A 21761-nucleotide genomic window follows, 5' to 3' on the forward strand; every position below is an offset into this window, starting at 1 on the left:
GTATATGATTACAAGCGCGACGCTTGCACCAGCGAAGGAGCGTCAGCAAAGGGGAGAAGGATCAAATAGATCAATTTGTTCTATGGAAACAAGTGTACATGGTTTCTTATTTTACCATAATCGACGATTCATTTGTTTTGGAAAGGCAATTCCTTATCTTAGAAGCTAAACTTGTAAGAGCATGCCAACCTACCACCTCCATATTAATGGTTCCCAAAAAGAGATCGAGACGGAGGCCGATACCCCAATGCTTTACGTTTTAAGGGATTATTTGGAACTTAATGGTCCCAAATTTGGGTGTGGACTTTCACAATGTGGTAGCTGTACCGTTTTGATCGATGGCAAGGCTTCCACGAGCTGCCTACTGCCCATATCCTCTATTGGGGAAGCAAAAATAACCACCCTGGAAGGTCTCGCATCCCATAGCGGGAAGCTGCACGCCGTGCAACAGGCATTTGTGGACGAACAGGCTGCCCAATGTGGCTATTGCCTAAATGGTATGGTGATGACTGCGGTGGGACTCTTAAATACCAACCCAAATCCGAGTGAAAGTGAAATAAAAAATGCCCTTGAGGGCAACCTATGCCGCTGTGGGGCCCATACCCGTATTATCCAAGCCATTAAAACCGCAGCTAAAAACCTTTAATCACAATCTGCCATGACCGCCATACCCCTGAGAACCAGAAGAAAATTTCTTAAAGATTTGGGCTATATCAGCGTGGGATTTTCACTTTTAGGAGCCTGTTCAGGTGTAGAAGATCCCATGATGGCCGAGCGTATAGCCTTTGAAGGCCCACTTCCGGGAAGTATGGGAAGGGCCAAAAACGTAAACGCCTGGTTGCAAATATTGGAGGATGGAAGTATAAGGGTCCTATCCGGAAAAGTAGAACTGGGGCAGGGCATCCGAACCGCCATCCAACAGATGGCCGCAGAAGAACTGGATATGGATTTGGAAATGGTGCAGGTACATCTGGCAGAGACCAGCGTTACCCCCAACGAAGGTTATACCGGTGCCAGTGCTTCCATTCAAAACAGTGCCATGTCCGTACGCTATGCCGCAGCTACCGCCAGGCAAGAATTATTGGGATTGGCGAGTACAAAACTAAATACACCTATTACCGACCTGCTCCTATACAATGGCAAAGTTAAATCTAAACAAAGCAAGGAATCCTTGACCTTTGCCGAGCTACTTGAAGGGGTACAAATAGAAAGGGAAGTAATTCTTCCGCTCCCCATTAAGGACTTTAGGGAGCATCGCTATGTAGGAAAAGCGATCCCTAGAACGGATATATTGGACATGGTCAACGGAAAAGCCGTTTATATACAAGACCTACGTTTCCCTGGTATGGTCCATGCCAGAGTAGTAAGACCTCCGGGATATTCCTCCCAACTGATTTCCTTGGATGAAAGCGGTTTAAGGAAAGAAGTTTCAGGAGTTATGAAAACAGTAATAAAAGGCAGTTTTGTAGGAGTCGTTACCAAAAGGGAATACCAAGCCATAAAGGCAGAACAATATCTAAAGAACCACTCGGCATGGACAGCCACCTCAACTTTTCCCAAACCTGAAAACCTCTACGCACATATCAAAATGATTGCCACTGGCCCGGAAACAGTGAAAAATGAAGGTGATGTAGCGGCAGCATTTGAAAGCGCAGAAACCCTTAAAGCAACCTATTCCAAACCCTATATTAAACACGCTTCTTTGGGTCCGGCATGCGGAATTGCTTTGTTTGATGGAGAAATATTACACCTCTGGTCCCATAGTCAAGGGATATATCCCCTAAGGGAAGCCTTGGCGACAATGTTGACCATAGACGCCAATAAAATACATATCATTGGGGTTCCGGGTGCAGGTTGTTTTGGTCATAGTACCGCTGATGATGCTGCCACAGACGCCGCTATTTTGGCATTGGAATATCCTGGAAAGCACGTCCGTGTACAATGGTCCAGACATGATGAACATTCCTGGGATCCCTATGGTCCGGCCATGATTACCACCTTGGAAGCCAGTCTGGATAAAAACAATAAAATAAACGCATGGAAAACCGAGGTATGGACGGACTCCCACAGTACCCGCCCCAACAAAGATGCCGGGACGGTATTGGCGGCCAGGTATTTGGACCCTCCCCACAGGATGAAGTCGAGAGGGTATCTGGGAGGAGGACATAGAAACGGCGATCCGTATTACCGTATTCCGAACATGACCTTGAATGCACATTACTATGAAGGTCCCTTCCGCACATCCTCTTTGCGCAGCCTAGGGTCGTTTACTAATATCTTCGCCCTGGAATCCTTTATGGACGCTCTTGCCGAAAAGGCAGGTCAGGACCCCTTGGAATTCCGACTAAACCATTTGGAGGATGATAGGGCCATAGAAGTTATCCAAAAGGTGAAAGTCCTCACCGGTTCCCAAAATATATTGGATGGTGAAGGTATTGGGCATGCCTTTATGAGGTACAAGAATACGGACGCCTATATAGCGGTGGCCGCCAAAGTGGCGGTGGACAAGGACCAAGGCAATATCCGGCTGATTAAAATGTGGGCAGCGGTAGATGTAGGAGAAGTAATCAATTTGGACGGACTCACCAATCAAATTGAGGGCGGGATGATCCAGGCTGCCAGTTGGACCTTAAAGGAGCAAGTGACTTTCAATACCAATAAAATAACAAGTACTGACTGGGCCAACTATCCCATTTTACGTTTTCCGGAAGTCCCCGATGTGGAAGTGGCCATTATTGACCGTCCAAACGAAGAAGCCAAGGGTGCGGGGGAGGTCCCGGTGCCACCAACAGCTGCAGCAATTGCGAATGCCATCTACAGAGCATGCGGAAAACAGGTCTACGATCTGCCCATAACCCCAGAAAAGATTTTGAAGGCATCATCTAAGATGCTGCATAGCCATACTAATTATAGTACACCAAATCATTTCGTCAAAGCAAAGAATGAGCCACCCCTTCCGGCTTCTCCTCTGTCGAAGCCACCTTCCCCTGTTTAGGGGAAGGAGCTATTTCTTTGTTTTTCCAATTACCGTCATGGAATTAATAAGTGCCAATAATATGCTCCTTCCCTTGGATAAGGGAAGGTGGAGCCTCCGCCATCAGCGGAGAGGACGGAAGGGGTTGAAAAGCCTAATAATTCTTGGACTGTTCAATATATTTATCATCCAATTCTTTGGAATCTTTATATTTTACCCTAAGCTGGGCGAGTTTTTCCTTTAGTTCTTTCACGACACCTGCATATTCCGGATCTTTATAAACATTGTTCAATTCCTTGGGATCTTTATGGCGATCATATAATTCCCATTCGTCCACGTCATAATAAAAATGGGCCAATTTGTACTCCTTGGTCACTATACCATAATGACGTTTTACCATATGTACACTGGGGTATTCATAATAATGGTAATAAACGGCCTCCCGCTTCCATTGGTCCGATCGGCCTTTTAACAAGGGCATAAGGCTTTCCCCCTGCATATCCTCTGGGGCCTCAATTTGTGCCGCTTCCAAAAAGGTCTGGGCAAAATCCAGGTTCTGAACCATTTCCTCCTCCGTAGTTCCCGGTTTTATTTCATTGGGCCAACGAATTAGTAGCGGAGTCTTAAAGGACTCATCGTAAATAAAGCGCTTGTCGAACCAACCGTGCTCCCCTAAATAGAACCCTTGATCCGAGGTATATACCACTATGGTATTTTCGGCCAGACCACTGGTATCCAAGTAGTCCAACACCCTTCCTACATTATTATCCACAGAGCTAATACTGCCCAAATAATCCTGCATATAGCGTTGGTATTTCCAAATCATCTTTTCCCTATCCGTCAGCGAAGGCCATTTTTCCATAAAATCCTGGTTAATGGAATCCAAAATAGGTCTGTACTCACTTCGCTGGTCCTCGTTGCCGCGATTGAATTCATTGTAAACATCGGCCTGGGAATTTTCAACTACGGGCAACACCTCTCCCATAGCCTCCAAGGTTTCAGGAAAAATCTTGCTGTCATGGCTATACTGCATATGGTACAACAAATTCATTTCGGCAGTTTTGGCCGCAGTACCCCTGTTGGAATAATCATCGAATAGGGTTTCCGGCAGGGGAAAGGTTTTTTGCGTATATTCCTTAAACTTGTCCGCCCTTGGCCACCAAGGCCTGTGCGGGGCTTTGTGCAAATACATTAAAAAAAACGGCTTGTTGGGGTCCCGTTTTTTATCCAACCATTCCAAACTCATATCCGTAATGATATCCGTAACATAACCGGTAATGGTAGTATCTCCTTTTTGGGTGATAAAATCCGGGTTGATATAATGTCCCTGCCCGGGCAGGATCATAAAATCATCCACGCCCTTGGGATTGTTCCCGAAATGCAATTTCCCGAACATGGCCGTTTGGTAACCCGCCTTCTGAAAAATCTGGGGAAAGGTAACCTGGGTGGTATCGAACGGATTGTGATTGTCTATTTTCCCATTCATATGGGTGTGTTTTCCTGTAAGTATGGTAGCCCTTGAGGGAGCACAGATGGAATTGGTGACACTGGCATTTCTAAACAGCATTCCCTCTTTGGCCAAACGATCAATATTAGGGGTCTGGATCAAATGGTCGCTATAGGCGCTTATGGCCTGATAAGCATGATCATCGGACATAATAAAAAGGAAATTGGGCTTCTGGGGCTTCTTCCCTTCCTTCTCGGCACAACCGTACAATAATAAAAGACATAGGGCAACAAGGGAAAACAATGGGAATACTTTCATAGGGTCTGGTAGTTTAAATAAGACTACTAATGAACTCATTTAAACTTCTCTGATTGAAGTGAAAATCAGCAATTTTTTGTCCAATTGAAGCTCTTTTTGTGTTGCATAGCAGGGCTACGGAACACAAAAAAGGCAAAAAGTGGGCGAAAAAGAGCGATTTTTTAACCAATTGAGAAAAGTTTAAATGAGTTCAATATAAAAAACAATAAATATAATAGGTTTATGGAGAAACTTCAAATAAATTTGGGCAGCCGGTTTCAATTGGGACAGGTTAAAGGGCTGCATATAGGAAAGGCCATTCTACACCCATGTAAAATGGCTTTCCTTAAAGTAGTTCATAGCTCTCGGTCAGGTTTATCTTTCCCAGCCTCCTCCCAAGGCCCGGTACATCCCTACCTTGGCCAACATTTGGTCCTTTTTGGTCTCTACAAGTTCCTCACTGGATTCCAGGGCATCGCGCTGCGTTAAAAGTACCTCCATATAGTCTGCTCTGGCCGACTGGAAAAGTCGAATGGAAATGTCGATAGACTCCGTAAGTGCCTTCACCTGTCCCACTTTCAATGCATAGCTCCTGTTAAGGTTGTCCATATTGGACAATTGATTTGCTACCTCTATATAGCCATTTAAAATGGCCTTTTCGTACTCGTACACGGCCTGTATTTGCCTAGCATTGGCATTTCCATAGGCCGCCTTTATTGCATTTCTATTGATCAATGGGGCTACTATATCGCCTATGGCATTATACAATAGGGATTGTGGTGTAGCCGTCAAAAACTTGGGTTTAAAGGCTTCCAAACCAATACCTGCCTTTATTCCAAGGGAAGGGTAAAAGTTGGCCTTGGCCACCTTAATATCCAACTTGGCCGCAGCCAGTTCATATTCTGCCCGCCTTATATCTGGCCGGTTTTGCAGCAAATGGGACGGTATCCCCGGATGAACGGGAGCAACCTCCCTATCTATAAAACCATCGGAATTCCTCAAAATAGGCTGTGGGGACCTCCCGATCAAAAAATTGATTTTGTTTTCGGTCTCTACGATCTGCTGTTGAATGTCGTATTTCTGACTTTGATTCTTTAGTACCTCTGCCTCAAATCTCCGTACGGCCAATTCCGTTGCTCTGGCCGCTGTTTTCTGAAGTTTCACCATATCAAGGGCATTGGTTTGAATGGCCAGGTTTTCTTCAATAATGGCCAATTGACTATCCAAGGCCACCAGCTCGTAATAGGAAGCGGCTACTTCGGAAACCAGATTGGTCACCATAAAATTCTTTCCTTCCATAGAGGAAAGATATTCGAAAACCGCCGCTTTTTTGGCGTTTCGAAGCTTTTTCCAAACATCCACCTCCCAAGAAGCATATGCGCCTACCATAAAATTGGGCAATGGTTCCGGGAATTCCTCCCCCTCCCGGATCTCCAGATGCTCTTCTACCGCACCATTTCTTGTATACTCGCCCACTTTTTCAACTTCCGCTCCAGCCCTAATATTCACTGAGGGCAGATATTCCCCTTTTCTGGTCCTGATCTCATTTTTGGCCATCTCCACCTGTTGCAACATAATATTCAGTTCCTGATTCTTTATCAAGGCCGTATCTATCAATGCGCTTAGTTGGGGGTCCGAAAAAAATTCCCTCCAGTGGACACTGGCACTGTTCAGGCTGTCTTTTAACTGATTTTGATACCGGTCCGGTACCTCTGAATTTTCTTCCAACAACGTTTTTGAAGGAACGCAGGAATATACCGCTACAACTGTAAGCATAGTAAGCCCGTATACCTTGCCCTTTTTTAAGGATAATATTCTCTTATTTTTCATTATCTTTTCCTTTGGTTAGTTTTTTCAATAATTTTGTAATTTCCCTAAGTTTCACCCAAGTCCTACTTTCCCCCTCACTGGTACGCATCAATTCTTCGGAAAAGGGCTCGCTGGCCTCATCTTTGATAAGGTTCCTTCCTTCTGCCATACTACCAAAAATGTAATATAGCCCCGGTATTACCAATACCCCGAATAAGGTACCAATGAGCATTCCGCCCAAAGCCGAACCTCCAATGGTCCTGTTTCCAATGGCTCCGGCTCCGGTAGCCACTACTAGGGGAATCAAACCGGCAATAAACGCAAAGGAAGTCATCAAAATGGGTCTGAAACGGGCGCGGGAACCTTCAATGGCCGCTTCAAGAATGGTGGCGCCCTGCCTATGCTTTTGAACGGCGAACTCTACAATAAGTACGGCATTCTTACCTAACAGACCAACCAGCATAATCACCCCTATCTGGGCATATACATCGTTGGCCAGACCCATCATTTTCAGCAATGCAAAAGAACCGAAAACACCAACGGGCAACGAAAGGATAACGGCAAAAGGCAATAGAAAGCTCTCGTATTGGGCCGCCAGTACGAAATACACAAATATCAGTACAATGACAAATATGTACAGCGATTCGTTTCCTCTTTTGGCCTCATCGTAGGAAAGCCCCTCCCAAGCAATGTCATAACCTCTGGGCAAGGTTTGGGCCGCCACCTCTTTAATGGCATTTATTGCATCCCCAGTAGTAAATCCAGGTGCTGGAAGCCCATTGATCGTGGCAGAATTGTACAAATTGTAGCGTGTAATCTCATTGGGGCCCAAACGCTTTTCCATAGTCATAAAAGCGGAATAGGGTACCATTTCCCCTGCCTCATTTTTTACGAACAATTTCTCCAGATCCGATGGAAGCGCCCTATACTCGGGGGCCGACTGGGTATAGACCTTAAAGAACCTTCCGAAGAGTATAAAGCCTTGCTCGTAGGTACTACCTATCAAAATATTCAGGTTTTCCATGGCCTTACCTATAGAAACCCCTTTTTGCATGGCAATCTTATTATTGATTTTAAGTTCGTATTGGGGATAGTTGGCCGAGAAAAAAGAGAACAATCCTGTTAATTCTTCCCTTTTGGCCAAAGCATCCATAAAATCGTCGTTAATTTTTCCAAAACCGTGATAATCCGTAGAGTTGGTCTTATCTAACAAGCGCATGGAAAATCCGCCCGAAGAACCAAAACCAGGTACCGCTGGCGGCTCAAAGTATTCTATCCTTGCTCCTAAGTTTTGTGTCTCCTCTTCCAATTCCTCCATGATCTCATGTACGGAGTGATGGCGTTCGGACCAAGGTTTTAAATTGATCAGACAGGTACCGGCATTGGAACCCCTACCTTCGGTCATAATCTCATACCCGGCCAAGGAGGAAACGGATTCCACGCCATCCATCTCTTCACAGATCTGTTGTAATTTTCTGGCCACGTCATTGGTCCTTTCCAGGGTTGCCCCTGGAGGCGTCTGTATAATGGCATATATCATCCCCTGGTCCTCATTGGGAATAAATCCTGCCGGAAGGGATTCGTTCGTAAAAAATATCCCCGCGCAAAAGGCCAATAAAATTCCAAATGTGACGATTCTTCTGGTTACGATTTTATCCAATAGATTTACATAGGTTCCCGTAAGTCGCTCAAAACCTTTATTGAACCAGGCTATGAACCTATCTATGGGCGATTTCCTTTTGGGCCTCCCATGATTGTTTTTTAACATTATAGCACATAAGACCGGGGTAAGGGTAAGGGCCACAACGGCCGATATAACTATAGATCCGGCCATGGTAATCGAAAATTGCCGATAAAATACCCCTACGGGCCCGGTCATAAAGGAAATGGGAATAAATACGGACACCATCACCAAGGTGATGGCGATAATTGCCCCTCCAATCTCACTCAAAACCTCGGTAGAGGCTTTATAGGGCGTTAAATTTTGCTCCTCCATTTTAACGTGAACCGCCTCGACCACGACGATGGCGTTATCCACAACGATACCAATGGCAAGTACCAAAGCAAATAAGGTAATAAGGTTAATGGACAGCCCGAAGAGCTGCATTACAAAAAAAGCCCCTATCAAAGAAACCGGCACCGCAATGATCGGGATCAGTGTAGATCGCCAATCGCCCAAGAAAAGAAAAACAACTATGGCCACCAAAATGAAGGCATCCCTTAGCGTGTGAAGTACCTGTTCTATGGAGGCATCCAAAAAGTTGGCAACATCATAGCTGATCTTATAGTCCAAACCAGGGGGAAGGTCCTTTTTAAGCTCCTCCAATTTGGATTTGACCTCATCAATAACATCCTTACCATTACTGCCCAACGTCTGTTTCAAAATAATCGAGGCTGATGGGCGACCATCCAAATTTGAATAAATATCGAAGAATTCGCTGCCAAGTTCTACATCGGCCAAATCGCCCAAAGTAATGGTCTCCCCTTCTGCATTGGCGCGAACAATAATATCCTTGTACTGTCCTGGCTGATTGTAGCGCCCTTCATAGGTCAATACATATTCCAAAGACTGGGATTTTATTCCGGAACTCTGCCCGATCCTTCCTGGCCTGGCAATTATGCTCTGGTCTTGCATGGCCTCCATGATCTCTTCTGCGGATACATTGTAGGCCCGCATACGATCTGGTTTTAACCATACCCTCATGGCATACTTTCGGCTACCCAATATCTGGGCACTGGCAATACCGTTGATACGCTGTATTTCGGGTATTATTTTGGTATAGGCATAATTGTATAGAAACTTTTCATCGTTATTCCCGTCCTCGGCAAACAAGTTTACGTACATCAACATACTGGGCTGCACTGGGGTTATGACCACCCCTTCCCTTTGCACCAATTCGGGTAGGTTGGGCATTACCTGGTCTACCCGTGTCTTTACCATTACTACTGCCGTATTGGGGTCCGTTCCAGGTTCAAAAATAACACGCAGGGTGCCTTCACCGGCACTGGTGGCATCGGACGCCAGATAGCGCATTCCCTGTACGCCATTAATAGCCGTTTCCAAAGGAATTAGGGTGGAATTCACCAATACGTCCGCACTGGCACCCGGATACGCAATAAATATGTTAACGGTAGTAGGTGCAATTTCGGGGAATTGGGAAATGGGCAATTGTTTAATGGCCAAAAGGCCGGTAAAAACGATCATGACGGATATGACAATGGCCAATACCGGTCTTTTTATAAATTTTTTGAACATCTTTTATGAAATTAGGTTAGGGACAAAAATTAATTTCCCAAATAATTTAAGCTGCTCTCCTTATCTTTAGATTGGAAAAATGCTCCATACATTTGGCAATTAATTTTTATGGTTCCTATAGGTTTAAGTTACTCGGCGTAGAGTGACAGGTTGTTGATAACCGATTTAGGATCAATAAATTCGGTTGCTATATGATCCCCGTCCTTTACCATACGAATGCCATCCAGTATTATTTTATCCTTTTCGGAAAGTCCTTTTTCTACAATAAAAAGATTGGGCAGTTCCCCAGCAATGATAATTTCCTTTTGTTTAACTACAGTCTTATCATCAACTACAAAAACATATTTCTTGTCCAAAACCTCAAAGGTGGCTTTTTGGGGAATAATCAAGACGTCGTTATAGGGTACCTGCATAATTATGCTGCCTGTTTCACCATGTCGTAAAATACGCTCAGGATTGTCAAAAGTGGCCCTAAACGCAATATTACCGGTCTCATGGCTAAACTCTCCTTCAATGGTTTCTACAATACCGGTCTGATTAAAACGCTTATTGTTGGCCATTAAGAGTCCAACCTCCTTTTTACTTTCTTTATCCACGCTGGTAATATAGTCGAGATATTCAGCTTCCGGAACATTGAAATATACCCACATTTTACTGTTGTCGGACAGGGTAGTCAATAATTCACCTTCATCTAAAAGGCTACCTTCCCTAACATGAAGGTGGTCCATAATACCATCAAATGGAGCCTTGATATTGGTAAAGCCCAAATGGGTCTCCGCGAGCATCACTTCTGCCTTTGCCTTTTCAAAATTCGCCTTTGCCATGGCCAGTTCATTTGCAGAAACTACATTGCCTTCGGCCAACAATTTAGTATTCTCATATTCTATTTCCGCCACCTTAGCCTCAGCGGTGGCCTTTTGAAATTCCGCTTCATAGACATTTGGCATAATATGGAACATTTGTTGGCCCTTTTTTACGGATTGACCTTCATCTACAGAGATTTCCTTTAAGTAGCCCTTTTCCAATGCACGGACCTCAATGTTTCTAATACTATGTATTTGGCAGACATAGTCCTTTACGGCCGCAGTATCTTTTTTTATCGGACTGGTAACGAGATACTTGGTTTCCTCAGGTTTTTCATGTTTTTTGGAGTTACAGCTTAATTGGCTTAGAAGTATACACACGCCAATAATCATGGGGGATTTCCTCATAATCTTGATATATTTAAATGAATAATTGGTTTTTGGTAAATAAAATGAAAGGCAAGTCCACTTATAATATTTTTGGACTTACGCCATCTTGATTAAAACAGTATTAAAAAAAATAGGGGAACAGGCCTTGATAGATCAGGCCCTTCTAGGTTTTCTAAATTCTGAACACCTGAAACCGAATATACCTTTTATAAGGAGTGGTAAAGGGGTGATGGTTACTGTAAGTGGGATCTTTTTCAAGATCGGAAGATAAATGCCCCAACATTTGGGCATAAAAAATGGCAGTTGCAGAACCGCCATAATTCAAATGTGTTTCCGAAGAAAGTGAAATTTCATCGCTCTCCTCCTCCTCTTCCTCTGTATCCGTAACTTCTGCCAAATATGGCTTTTGAATTTCAAGAACAGAAGTATGTTCAAATATAATAGGAGCCAATTCCTGTTCTACCCCACAGGGCGAACTTTCAGAAGCGGCAACATTTAAAATTGAAAAATAACGATCAACTTTAAGATATGAATGGGCATAAATAGTATTGAATCCAGTTACTAAAAGGATGCAAAGAAGGAGTATATTTTTTTTTAATGCCCGATACATTCGGGGATCAAAGCTAGACCTTGGATTTTACACCTACAAATAGTAGTTGTTAAATTTAGTTAAAATTAGAAAGTAATATATTGTTTTTGTGAAAAATGAAGGTCTTCTATCCTGAAAATCAATTAATAATAATTTACAATTCCCGCTTTTGATAATTAATCAGAATTCCACCACCTAGGTCACTGGGATATCTAAAATTCAAGAACTTTATAGGTAAACCAAAAATGTTGAGCTTTTATGGACCCCTATTTTAAAAGAACATGTACGATGTATAATTTCTTATATTAGAGGCCATCGGTACAAATTGGTCCAATACCATTTACCACAGAAACAAACATAAACGCCTATGTCCATATCTAAATGTAAATTACTTTTTAAAATCTTGGCCATCTTTCTTGTGGCTACCGCGGCTATATTCCCCCAGACAAAACAAATGGAAGAGCGGCCTCCCAATATTGTTTGGATTACTTCGGAAGATAATTCCAAGCATTACCTTAAACTTTTTGATGGCAATGGCATTCCCACCCCCAATATTGGATCCTTAGCGGAAAAGGGATTGATCTTTTACAGGGCGTTTTCAAATGCGCCTGTATGTAGCGTGGCAAGATCTGCCATAATCACAGGCTGTTACGGACCACGTATCGGGGCCCAATTCCATAGAAAAATGGTAACCGTCCCTATGCCCGATTCGCTCAAAATGTTTCCGGCATATTTAAGACAGGCCGGGTATTACACCACCAACAATAATAAAGAAGATTATAATATAATTAAAGGAGAAGGTGTTTGGGACGAATCTTCCAAGAAGGCCAATTGGAAAAACAGGAATGAAAATCAGCCCTTTTTCCACGTTTTCAATATTGGGGTCTCACATGAGTCGAGCCTGCACTTTACATCTGGGGACATGGAAGCGGTATTGCCCGAAACCGAGGTTAACTCTTTTAAAATTCAGCCCAACCATCCCGATACGGACTTATTTAGATACACCAACGCCGTATACCGGGATAAAATTAGGGAGATGGATCGGCAGGTCGGGACCATTATCAACGAACTAGGGGTAGATGGAAGATTGGACGACACCTTTATTTTTTACTTTGGCGATCATGGGGGAGTATTGCCCGGAAGCAAGGGATATCTTTACGAAACCGGACTTCATGTACCAATGGTGGTCCACGTTCCCAAAAAATATGAACATCTTGTAAACCGCCCTATTGGCAGCACTGTAACCGGTTTTATCAGCTTTATAGATTTGGCACCCACTGTATTGAATCTTGCAGGAATAAGGGTACCAAAAGGAATGGATGGAAAGGCATTTTTAGGCCCGGATATCAGTAATGAAGCAGTGGACTCCCATGATGAGACCTATAGTTACGCGGATAGGTTCGATGAAAAGTATGATTTGGTGAGGGCGGTACGAAAAGGGAAATATAAATATATTAGGAACTATCAGCCTTTTAATTTTGATGGCCTCATGAACAACTATCGTTACAAGCAATTGGCTTACCAAGAATGGAAGGCTTTGTACGATAAAGGAAGCCTAAGCAAAATACAATCGGCCTTTTTTGAAATCCGTTCCCCCGAAATGCTTTTTGATATTGACGCAGACCCATATGAAACTAAGAATCTGGCCAATGACCCTAAGTACAGGGCAACGTTAACAGACCTGCGCAACAGGCTCAACACCTGGGTAAAAGGAATGCCGGACCTGTCCTTCTACCCTGAACATGTCCTTATAGAGGATGCTTTTATAGATCCTGTGGCCTTTGGGACCAAACACAAAAAGGAAATTGGGAAATATATTGAAATTGCCGATCTGGGATTATTAAATTTTAAGAAGGCTAAAAATTCCCTAACCGCGGCCCTGAACTCTTCAGATCCTTGGGAAAGATATTGGGCCATCATTGTCTGTAGTACATTTGGAGAAAAGGCCATGGCCGTGGCACCCATAATTGGACCAATGGCCACCAAAGACCCTGAGCCAATGAACAGGGTACGTGCGGCAGAATTCTTGGCAATTTCAAAAAAATCGGATCCCTCAGCAGTGATGACCAAGGCCTTGTACGGGTCGGACAAACCAAGTGAGGCCCTGCTCATTTTAAACTCGATAGCGTTGATGACATCGGGCAAATACAATTATAGATTTAATATTGAATTGGAAAAAATATCCAAAGCAGTTGCCGAAGATTCGGAAGTGATGCGTAGATTGGAATTCTTAAAACCTTTGTAGCCCATTTGGAAATGTATGCCTTATCATTCTTTTTTAGCCACCCACCTTATGCCTTCTATAAGGTGTTGTCTACCAAAATCGGTATCCAAGGAGCGGATGTCATGACCCAATTCCGTATAAAAAAATCTTCCTCCGCCCCAATCCCTGGTCCAGGCTATAGGATGATCTTTTCCCATGGGTACGCCTCCTCTAGTCTTGAAGTATTCCCTTACCGGTTCGTATGTGGATTCGTCAACCCTTAGTAAAACCTGTATTCCCGGTAAACCGGTAACCGTATTGGTGTGGTTGGTCCAATCCGCTTCATACCAGAACTCCTTGCCCATCCCCTTTACGGTAGGATGATCCGTTGCTTCGGGGTCTACGACCACTTTCGCTTTGAGAAATTCGGAATCGCTATTGAAATCACAACCTCCCAATTCCATTATCCAGGGCCAGTTATCCTGATGAACCAACAGGGCATGCAGGCCAACAATTGCGCCCCCGGCCTTGTACCATTCTTCAATACCATTACGCTGTTCCCCATTCAATACCTTATCAAGTACATTTGAATTGTTGAACAGCAAAACATCATAATTGCTTAGTTTTTCCTTGGAAAGATCTGTCCCGGTCTCACTTACATCTATCTGCATATTGTTTTCGGCACCAAGCCGAACAATCCATCCATTCACTATCGGGATATCGGGATGGCGGAACCAGCCGGTACCGGAAAAAAGCATCACCTTCAATGCAGTCCCATTTCCCATCGCATTGTGCTCGTTCATTTTCTTTTGATGGTCAACATCAAGATGTTCTTGTGCCATTAACTGAAAGCTTGATAAAAATAGCGCCCATAAAAAGATGGTTGCAGCAATTTGGTTTGTTTTGTTTTTCATGAATTTAAAATAATTTATTAATCTAAAACTATGGATAGTAAACATATGTTTTTTTGATCTTAATAGGATAAAAACCTTCCTGACCGGAACCCAAACAGACATCGTGCTTTTTCAACATTAAAAACGCAGCGCCTTCAATGTCTTAAAGTATTGAATTTCTAGATATTAAACAACAGTACGCTTGTAATTTCCAAAAATAAGATTCCTGAATTAACCTGTCCCATAGACCATTTTTATGTTTTGCTTTTCATCCTGGTCATGAACAAAAATACCTTTCCATAACCAAAAAGAAAGAAAGATATAAATATGGAAATTAAAATCTATGGCATACTATATCCTGCCATAATTAATGCTGTTCAAGTATTAATTTTTGATCCTTTACCGCTACCGCTTCACAGTATATATTTGGTAGATATTTCTTTCTGCAATATGGGATAATAAACAATAAAAATTCTTTGAAACCACCCCCTTGGCCATTCCTTTAGGAGGCTATCATTAGCAATGGTTTTATTGGGGATCGTATTGGCCATTTGCTTACTTTTAGCCTAATTACAATCCCTAGGTCCAACAGGACAGGATTCCTTAAAGGATAATCCCTTTTGAACTGTATTATTTTTTAGTGGGTTTTGATAAAATTATTACCGTTAAATTATTACTCTATATGTGTCTTCAAAATTATTTTAGCTTACTCAAAACCTTTTGGCCAACTACGGTGGCTTCTGCATTGTTGCTAACATACTTCTCCTGTTGTGAAATAGGGTCCAAATCGGCCGTAGAAGATGAACTCCATACCCCACAAACAGAGCTAATCCGTCTTGGTACACACTATGAGTTTCCTTTTGGGGGCATGTCTACCCGTCCCGAATGGATTCCAAAGGGCGAAGCTGATTGGCGTAAGGATATTGCGAAGATTAAGGAAACCGGACTCAACAGTATCCGTATCCGTATAGGCATGGATTCAGATCTGGATGAGGTGGCATCCCTACTTGATATTATTCATGAAAATGGACTTACGGTAATCTTTGGTTTTGCCACTTTTTATGTCAATGATGATTTTGTAGAAGCGTATCCGGACTCCAAAATTATAGGTAACGATGGGTCTGTTTGCCCTATCGACAAATATGACCTAAGATGGCAAAGGGCATGCATAGACCATCCCGAATATTTGAGGCAACGAAATAAAATAATAGAAGATTGCGTTATCAGATTTCAAAACCACCCCTCCATTGTGGTATGGGATATACACAACGAACCATCCTTGGGACCCTTGGAGGACCCTTGTTTTTGCAACAATTCATTGGACAAATACAGAACAGCGTTAAGAAAAGAATTCCAAGTACTGGAACATCTCAATAATGCATTCCGCACAAGCTTCAAAGATTTTGATAGTATTCGGCCGCCTTCGGTAAAAACGGATGAAAACGAGAAATTTTATTTTCACTGGAGGGCATATATGGCAAGTGATCTCAATAGTTTCTTATTGGAAGGTAGGGATATCGTCTCCAGGTACCTTCCCGATGCCCTGATAACCCACAATGTTACCGGTTTTATGGACCTAAGATCCAAAGGGCAGGATTGGTGGTTGCTAAATGATTATAATTTATTGACCATGAGTAGGTACTTGGGGGTAAACGAACATTCTGTGGGAGCAAGTATGAGCTACGAAATACTGAAGGCAATGAACCCGGAAAGGCCCTCATGGGTCACTGAATTTCAAGGTGGCCCTTTTCCACCTCCGGGACCATTGACTTTGTATAGTGGAAGGGAAGTGAAGATTGGGCTGAACAGTGTCTTGGCCCATGGTCATAAAGGTTTGTATTTCTACCGATGGGAACCCCTGTTGAACAAGGCAGAACCCATGGTCAATGGAATGGTGGAACCAGATGGGTATGATACAGATCGAAGGCTAGGATTAAAAGAAGCCATTTCGGACTTACGCCCAGATATGGATTTAATAGCCCGGGCAAAATCCATAAAACCCTCTGTAGGGATCTATATGTCCAGAAACCAGGTCTTGCGATCCGGAAATGGCGATTTAGAATCTGCTTCACAGGGTGCCTATCAACTCCTGAGCGATCTTGGGTACGAAGCCGGCTTTATAGTTCACGGAACTAAAGGACTGGATGAATACAATACAGTAGTGTTTCCATATATTACGGACTTGTCCGATCAAGAATTGCAGGATATAGAAACCTATATTGAACAAGGTGGCTCGGCCATTATTGATTTGCCCTCGGAAGATCCGGAAACTATTGATAGATTTTCCGAAAAATTTGGATTGAAAACCAACAATTCTGAAAAACTCACCTATCTCATTCAACATGGGTGGAGTTTGCGTGGAACAGGAAAGGGATTGGGTTTTTCCAAAAATGAATTTGGAGGGTACAGCTTCAATGGACGACTATTCTTGGAGGAAAAAGACGCTGTTTTGACCTATGATGACAATGGAAAAACGGCTTTAGCCTTGCCTTCCGCCTACCAAGGACGGCTAATGTTGGCAGGTTGTAGATTATTTTCAAGCTATGGCCTGTCCATGCACCATAAAACGAGACAATTGGCCGGATCCTTTCTTTCAAGTTTTGTCGAGGCGGACATAGTACTGAAAGGTGCGGATAAAGAATTCCGTCCTTATCTTGAAACAAGGGTATTGGAAGATTCAGAATCCGGACAGGGGGTCCTATTTGTAATCAACCGCTCCCCTTTCAGGCCTTATTCATTAACGGCATCGGTAAAAGGTTTTAAAACAGTACAAATAGAAGTGGCCCCCTATGATGTTTCCAGGGTGCGGCTTACAAAATTAGAATGATCATATGCAATGACCCCCGAGGTATTTAAACTCCATGAAAATCAGGGTCCCATCATATTCTTAAATGCTGCCAAGGGACAAGTAAGGGTAGTCATGTACAGCGGGTTTTGTGTATGCCCGGAAGGATGAAAACATTCAAAGGGCGCTCCGTATTCCGGTCCCTTTCTAAAATCGTTCTCCCTTAAATCTTCCACATACTCCTTGGCCAGTTGCTGGGCCAATTTAAAATTGGTTTTGGCTATGGCATAGCAGACCCATCCCGTTGGTGTCCCCCAATAAGCGCCATTCTGGTAGGTGTTTTTCTTTGCCAGAGAAAATTCCCATGCAGTGGAATCGCTAAAATCATCTGTAGTTAGTATGTGTCTTATGTTGCCCTTATAGGACAAATGGCCATTTTCATAGGCTTGGGATAGAAACCTACTTGTTTTTTTGGTCTTCTCTTCGCTCAAGATACCGTAATAAATTGCCAGGGCCGTTGACCATACGTCTGCCTGATTTCCTTTCCCGGTCGATGCTTTAAGCATGCCCCTATCATCCATAAACAATAGCGGTATGGCATCTTTGATCTTGGCGGCTATCAAGCTGTATTTTTGTGCTTTAACTTCATTGTTTAGTTTCCCGAATACATCCGCAAGCTGTAAGGCCGCCTTATATTTGAGTATGGACGGATAACAAAGATCTCCCGTTATAGTCATTACATCCCTAAATCCAAAATCTATGCCCCTAAAATGGTCCGTGGTTGTAACTATATGGTCGGTTAATCTTGCTGGTGGCACATTAAAAGCAATTTCTAGTCGGTCTATAAGGGTCATCCCATTAATTTCCTTATCCAAAATACTCACATCGGCAGTGGTCTCCACATAATAATGTGCCATATGGACAAAGAAAAACTGATCCCCATAAGGTGGGGTCCTACCGAACTCTGGAGTTCCCTGATCCTCGTAACTGTAGGTGCCAGGAAAGTATATAGGCAGACTGTCGTCCATACGAATATGATCCGCAATGGCGCCAAAGGGAACCAAAGCCCCATTTTTGGTAATCCAAGTACTATTGGCTTGGGTAGAGGCGGTCAATATTAACATATCCCTCTGCTCATGGGAAGAAACAAATCCGGTTTCCAAAGACATGGCATAATCACGTATCCAAAAAGCAGGATAACTTCCCCTTCCCCCAGGTTTTATAAGTGCCATTCCCGTATTGTTGGTACCCATCCCGTCCGCCACATGCTGTCCAGGAAAAATTCGGGAACTATCAATTATTGTTGCAGTAAGTGCTTCCAAAAAGCGATAATCCCCACTACTCAAAATAGGGTCTTGTACCATACTATTGGATTGCCCGTTACCTAACGACATTAAAGCCAAGGCGAAAATGGCTAATATTGATTTCTTCATAAAATGGATTAATAATTAACGGCAAAATGAACAACACCATTTTAACCGCTCAAAATAGAACCTACATCCGATCCTGTAAAGTAATTGGACCTTCCTATCTCCCTATTGCATTATAGGAGCAAATACTTCCATGTCAGCAACAGGGTTGTTGTTTTCCATTAATGAATTCATCTTGACTTTTTCTATTAGCTGCAAAAGCATAACTTTTAGGTTGCAAACAAAAAATCAAGATGAGTTCAATATCCCCTCATACGAAAAGGATAATCAGATATTCCTAAAAACTATTCGTATTGGCACAAATAGGAGGTTTGCCCTACCGACTTCACCTTGAAGGAACTCTGGGCGTCTACCTTAAAAGAAGAACCTGCCTTAAAAGATTGCCATTCGGATTCCCCCGGTAACAAAGCAATTAGCTCCCCTTCCACCACTATCATGTTTTCCTTGGAAGAGGTACCAAATTCATACTCCCCTGGTTCCATCACCCCTATGGTCGATTTTCCATTGGCCGAGATATACCCCAAGGATTTTACGGTTCCATCAAAATATTCGTTGCTCAAGATCATATATTTTCTTTTATTGGATAGGACACAAATATAAAAAAAGGAAATTCGGAATTTTCATTATCATCATATTTTTAAATGTACTAACCCTCCTATTTACCCGGTCACCATTTGGTTTACAAGGGAATGGTTTTTAACAACTTTGGAGTATCTTTAGGTAATCTTTATTTGTAGTAAAAATGAGAACAATTATTTTCCTATTGGTGCTAATTTCATGGGAAGCACGAACCCAAGATCCGATGGCCGAACCTAACGATTATTTAAAGGAAATCAAAGAAAAGCTAAAAATAGAATGGCCCAATAACCGGACGATCAATCTAGTATTCCATGGGCATTCGGTTCCCGCCGGCTATTTTAAGACCCCCATCGTAAACACTTTGGATGCCTACCCTTTTCTAGTACTAAAAGAAATAAAGGAACACTACCCCAATGCCGTAATCAACATTATAAACACCTCTATTGGGGGAGAGAATTCTGTTAGCGGCGCGGAACGATTTGAGGCCGAGGTCCTCGTACATAAGCCTGATGTACTTTTCTTGGATTATGCCCTTAATGATGCGGGAATTGGTCTTGAAAGGTCCAAGGAAGCATGGCGTTCCATGATCGGAAAGGCCTTGGACCAAAAAATTAAAGTAATCCTCCTGACCCCTTCCCCGGACCAACGGATAGACATTATGGAAACAGATAATGTATTGGGGCAGCACCAAAAACAGATCCGGCAATTGGCCATGGAAAATGGGGTTGGACTTGTGGATAGCTACACCTTATTTCAAGAAAAAGCGCTTTCAGGCGATAGCATTTCGAAATATATGTCCCAAGTGAACCATCCCAATAAGGAAGGCCACAAGCTCATTGCCGATGAAATACTTACCTATTTTCAGGAATGAACGGAACATGGGAACAAATACCTCGGGAATGAGAGTCAGGGAAATTTTAATTTGGGGTATCTTTTTTTGTATTAGCTTATCCTGTAGGGCCAACGGGACCTGTACCTTTAAAGTGCTTGCGTTCTACACCGCCAAAAATGACGCTGCCCACATCAGTTTTGTTGGAGAGGCCAATACATGGTTTTCCAAAATGGGGCGCAAATTTAATTTTTGTTACGAAGCCACCGATAATTGGAGCCTTTTAAACCAGGAATACCTTTCAGCCTATCAGGTCGTAATATTTCTAGATACCCGCCCGGAAAATCCCTTGCAAAGGTCGGCCTTTGAAAAGTATATGAAGAATGGTGGCGGTTGGTTGGGATTCCATTTTTCAGCTTTTGCGTTGTCCCCTTCCTCCTATCCGAACAACTGGGATTGGTACCAAAATTCGTTTTTGGCCTGTGGGGTATATTCTGGCAATACCTGGAGACCTACGGCCGCAACTCTTAAAGTGGAAAACAGGGACCATCCCATTACCCGAAAATTTCCTAAAAAAATAAAATCGACCCCAAATGAATGGTACAAATGGGAAAAAGACCTTCGGACCAATCCGGACATTGAAATACTTTTATCGGTCCATCCTAAAAGTTTTCCTTTGGGAACAGGACCGAAACCCCATGAAATATGGCATTGCGGATACTATCCCGTAGTATGGACCAATAAAAAGTATAGAATGGTGTACTTTAACATGGGACACAACGATATTGATTACGAAAACGGAACCCACAAAGAGCTTTCCTTTACCTTTGGCAAAGAGGATCAGAACAGACTAATAGTGAATGCCCTATTGTGGGCGGGAAAAAATGAAGGCAAGAGACAACCACATCAACTAAAATGATTGTTTTTTCCAACAGGTGAAAAAGTATATTTGTAAAAAAACCATTATGGGATTTTATCAATTTAAAAAAACACAGGAAATCAATGCCGGTCTGGACGAGGTTTGGGAGTTTATTTCCGACCCTTCCAATCTAAAAAGAATAACCCCGGATTATATGGGCTTTGATATCACTTCAAAAGATATACCTTCCAAGATGTATGCCGGAATGATTATCAGCTATAAAGTTTCGCCCTTGTTCGGAATTAAGACAACATGGGTTACCGAAATTACGCACCTAAAGGAAAATTGCTACTTTGTTGACGAACAAAGAATTGGACCCTATAAGATCTGGCATCACCAACATATGGTCCAGGCTATCGAAAAGGGGACCTTAATGACAGATATAGTAAGCTACCAACCGCCTTTGGGCCTTTTGGGAAATGGGGCCAATTCCCTATTTATCAAAGGAAAGCTCAATGAAATATTCCATTATAGGACCAAGGCTTTGAACGAAATATTTTAAAGGGTGTATATCAATTCTATGGTGAATAAATCGTAGTTAAGATGGGTTCAAATTTT

The 21761-nt window shown here is 42.8% G+C and carries 15 protein-coding genes; 7 read left to right on the forward strand and 8 right to left on the reverse strand.

The genetic code is table 11. The features are described 5' to 3' along the window. The first annotated feature begins 181 nt into the window (after positions 1 to 181). Positions 182 to 646, forward strand: coding sequence for a (2Fe-2S)-binding protein (locus tag D0S24_RS08650; RefSeq protein WP_117019486.1), 465 nt, complete (start codon positions 182 to 184; stop codon positions 644 to 646). Between the two features lie 12 nt (positions 647 to 658). Beyond that, entirely contained in the window at positions 659 to 2995 is a 2337-nt protein-coding gene (locus D0S24_RS08655; RefSeq protein WP_117019487.1) for a molybdopterin cofactor-binding domain-containing protein, read from the forward strand. Positions 2996 to 3128: 133 nt separating this feature from the next. Here the strand turns inward: D0S24_RS08655 and D0S24_RS08660 are convergent, their stop codons facing one another. The 5 genes from D0S24_RS08660 to D0S24_RS08680 all read right to left on the reverse strand — a co-directional run bounded on the left by D0S24_RS08660 (position 3129) and on the right by D0S24_RS08680 (position 11586). Next, positions 3129 to 4739 (reverse strand): sulfatase, encoded by a 1611-nt coding sequence (locus D0S24_RS08660; RefSeq protein ID WP_117019488.1) that lies wholly within the window; start codon positions 4737 to 4739, stop codon positions 3129 to 3131. Positions 4740 to 5093: 354 nt separating this feature from the next. After that, positions 5094 to 6548, reverse strand: coding sequence for a TolC family protein (locus D0S24_RS08665; RefSeq protein ID WP_181938058.1), 1455 nt, complete (start codon positions 6546 to 6548; stop codon positions 5094 to 5096). After that, positions 6538 to 9783, reverse strand: coding sequence for an efflux RND transporter permease subunit (locus D0S24_RS08670; RefSeq protein ID WP_117019490.1), 3246 nt, complete (start codon positions 9781 to 9783; stop codon positions 6538 to 6540). The genes D0S24_RS08665 and D0S24_RS08670 overlap by 11 nt, the downstream gene beginning before the upstream one ends. A gap of 128 nt (positions 9784 to 9911) precedes the next feature. Then, positions 9912 to 10994 (reverse strand): efflux RND transporter periplasmic adaptor subunit, encoded by a 1083-nt coding sequence (locus tag D0S24_RS08675; RefSeq protein ID WP_117019491.1) that lies wholly within the window; start codon positions 10992 to 10994, stop codon positions 9912 to 9914. Between the two features lie 154 nt (positions 10995 to 11148). Further along, complete coding sequence (locus tag D0S24_RS08680) at positions 11149 to 11586, reverse strand: hypothetical protein (protein WP_117019492.1); 438 nt, start codon at positions 11584 to 11586, stop codon at positions 11149 to 11151. 346 nt (positions 11587 to 11932) lie between these two features. On the opposite strand from D0S24_RS08680, the gene D0S24_RS08685 reads away from it, so the two are divergent. Then, the gene (locus D0S24_RS08685; protein ID WP_117019493.1) at positions 11933 to 13810 is read left to right on the forward strand and encodes a sulfatase; all 1878 of its coding nucleotides are present in this window, start codon (positions 11933 to 11935) and stop codon (positions 13808 to 13810) included. 23 nt (positions 13811 to 13833) lie between these two features. Here D0S24_RS08685 and D0S24_RS08690 read toward each other — a convergent pair whose 3' ends face one another. Next, positions 13834 to 14682 (reverse strand): ThuA domain-containing protein, encoded by an 849-nt coding sequence (locus tag D0S24_RS08690; protein ID WP_181938059.1) that lies wholly within the window; start codon positions 14680 to 14682, stop codon positions 13834 to 13836. A gap of 661 nt (positions 14683 to 15343) precedes the next feature. Here D0S24_RS08690 and D0S24_RS08695 point away from each other — a divergent pair. Beyond that, on the forward strand, positions 15344 to 17488 hold the full coding sequence (locus D0S24_RS08695; RefSeq protein ID WP_117019495.1) for a beta-galactosidase: 2145 nt from the start codon (positions 15344 to 15346) through the stop codon (positions 17486 to 17488). Positions 17489 to 17529: 41 nt separating this feature from the next. On the opposite strand, the gene D0S24_RS08700 is transcribed toward D0S24_RS08695, so the two are convergent. Further along, a complete protein-coding gene (locus tag D0S24_RS08700) occupies positions 17530 to 18879 on the reverse strand; it encodes a hypothetical protein (protein ID WP_117019496.1) in 1350 nt (449 codons plus the stop codon). Between the two features lie 281 nt (positions 18880 to 19160). Beyond that, positions 19161 to 19442 carry a pyrimidine/purine nucleoside phosphorylase gene (locus tag D0S24_RS08705; protein WP_117019497.1) on the reverse strand — a complete coding sequence of 94 codons (282 nt, stop codon included), beginning with the start codon at positions 19440 to 19442 and terminating at the stop codon, positions 19161 to 19163. Between the two features lie 176 nt (positions 19443 to 19618). Here D0S24_RS08705 and D0S24_RS08710 point away from each other — a divergent pair, with 176 nt between their 5' ends. From D0S24_RS08710 to D0S24_RS08720, 3 genes are read left to right on the forward strand one after another with little or no spacing between them, the layout of a single operon-like run. Further along, positions 19619 to 20326 carry a GDSL-type esterase/lipase family protein gene (locus D0S24_RS08710; protein ID WP_117019498.1) on the forward strand — a complete coding sequence of 236 codons (708 nt, stop codon included), beginning with the start codon at positions 19619 to 19621 and terminating at the stop codon, positions 20324 to 20326. 28 nt (positions 20327 to 20354) lie between these two features. Further along, a complete protein-coding gene (locus D0S24_RS08715) occupies positions 20355 to 21203 on the forward strand; it encodes a ThuA domain-containing protein (protein WP_117019865.1) in 849 nt (282 codons plus the stop codon). Positions 21204 to 21249: 46 nt separating this feature from the next. Further along, on the forward strand, positions 21250 to 21705 hold the full coding sequence (locus tag D0S24_RS08720; protein ID WP_117019499.1) for an SRPBCC family protein: 456 nt from the start codon (positions 21250 to 21252) through the stop codon (positions 21703 to 21705). Positions 21706 to 21761: the final 56 nt, after the last annotated feature.

The organism is Arenibacter sp. P308M17 (genome assembly GCF_003426735.1).
Taxonomy (GTDB): Bacteria; Bacteroidota; Bacteroidia; order Flavobacteriales; family Flavobacteriaceae; genus Arenibacter.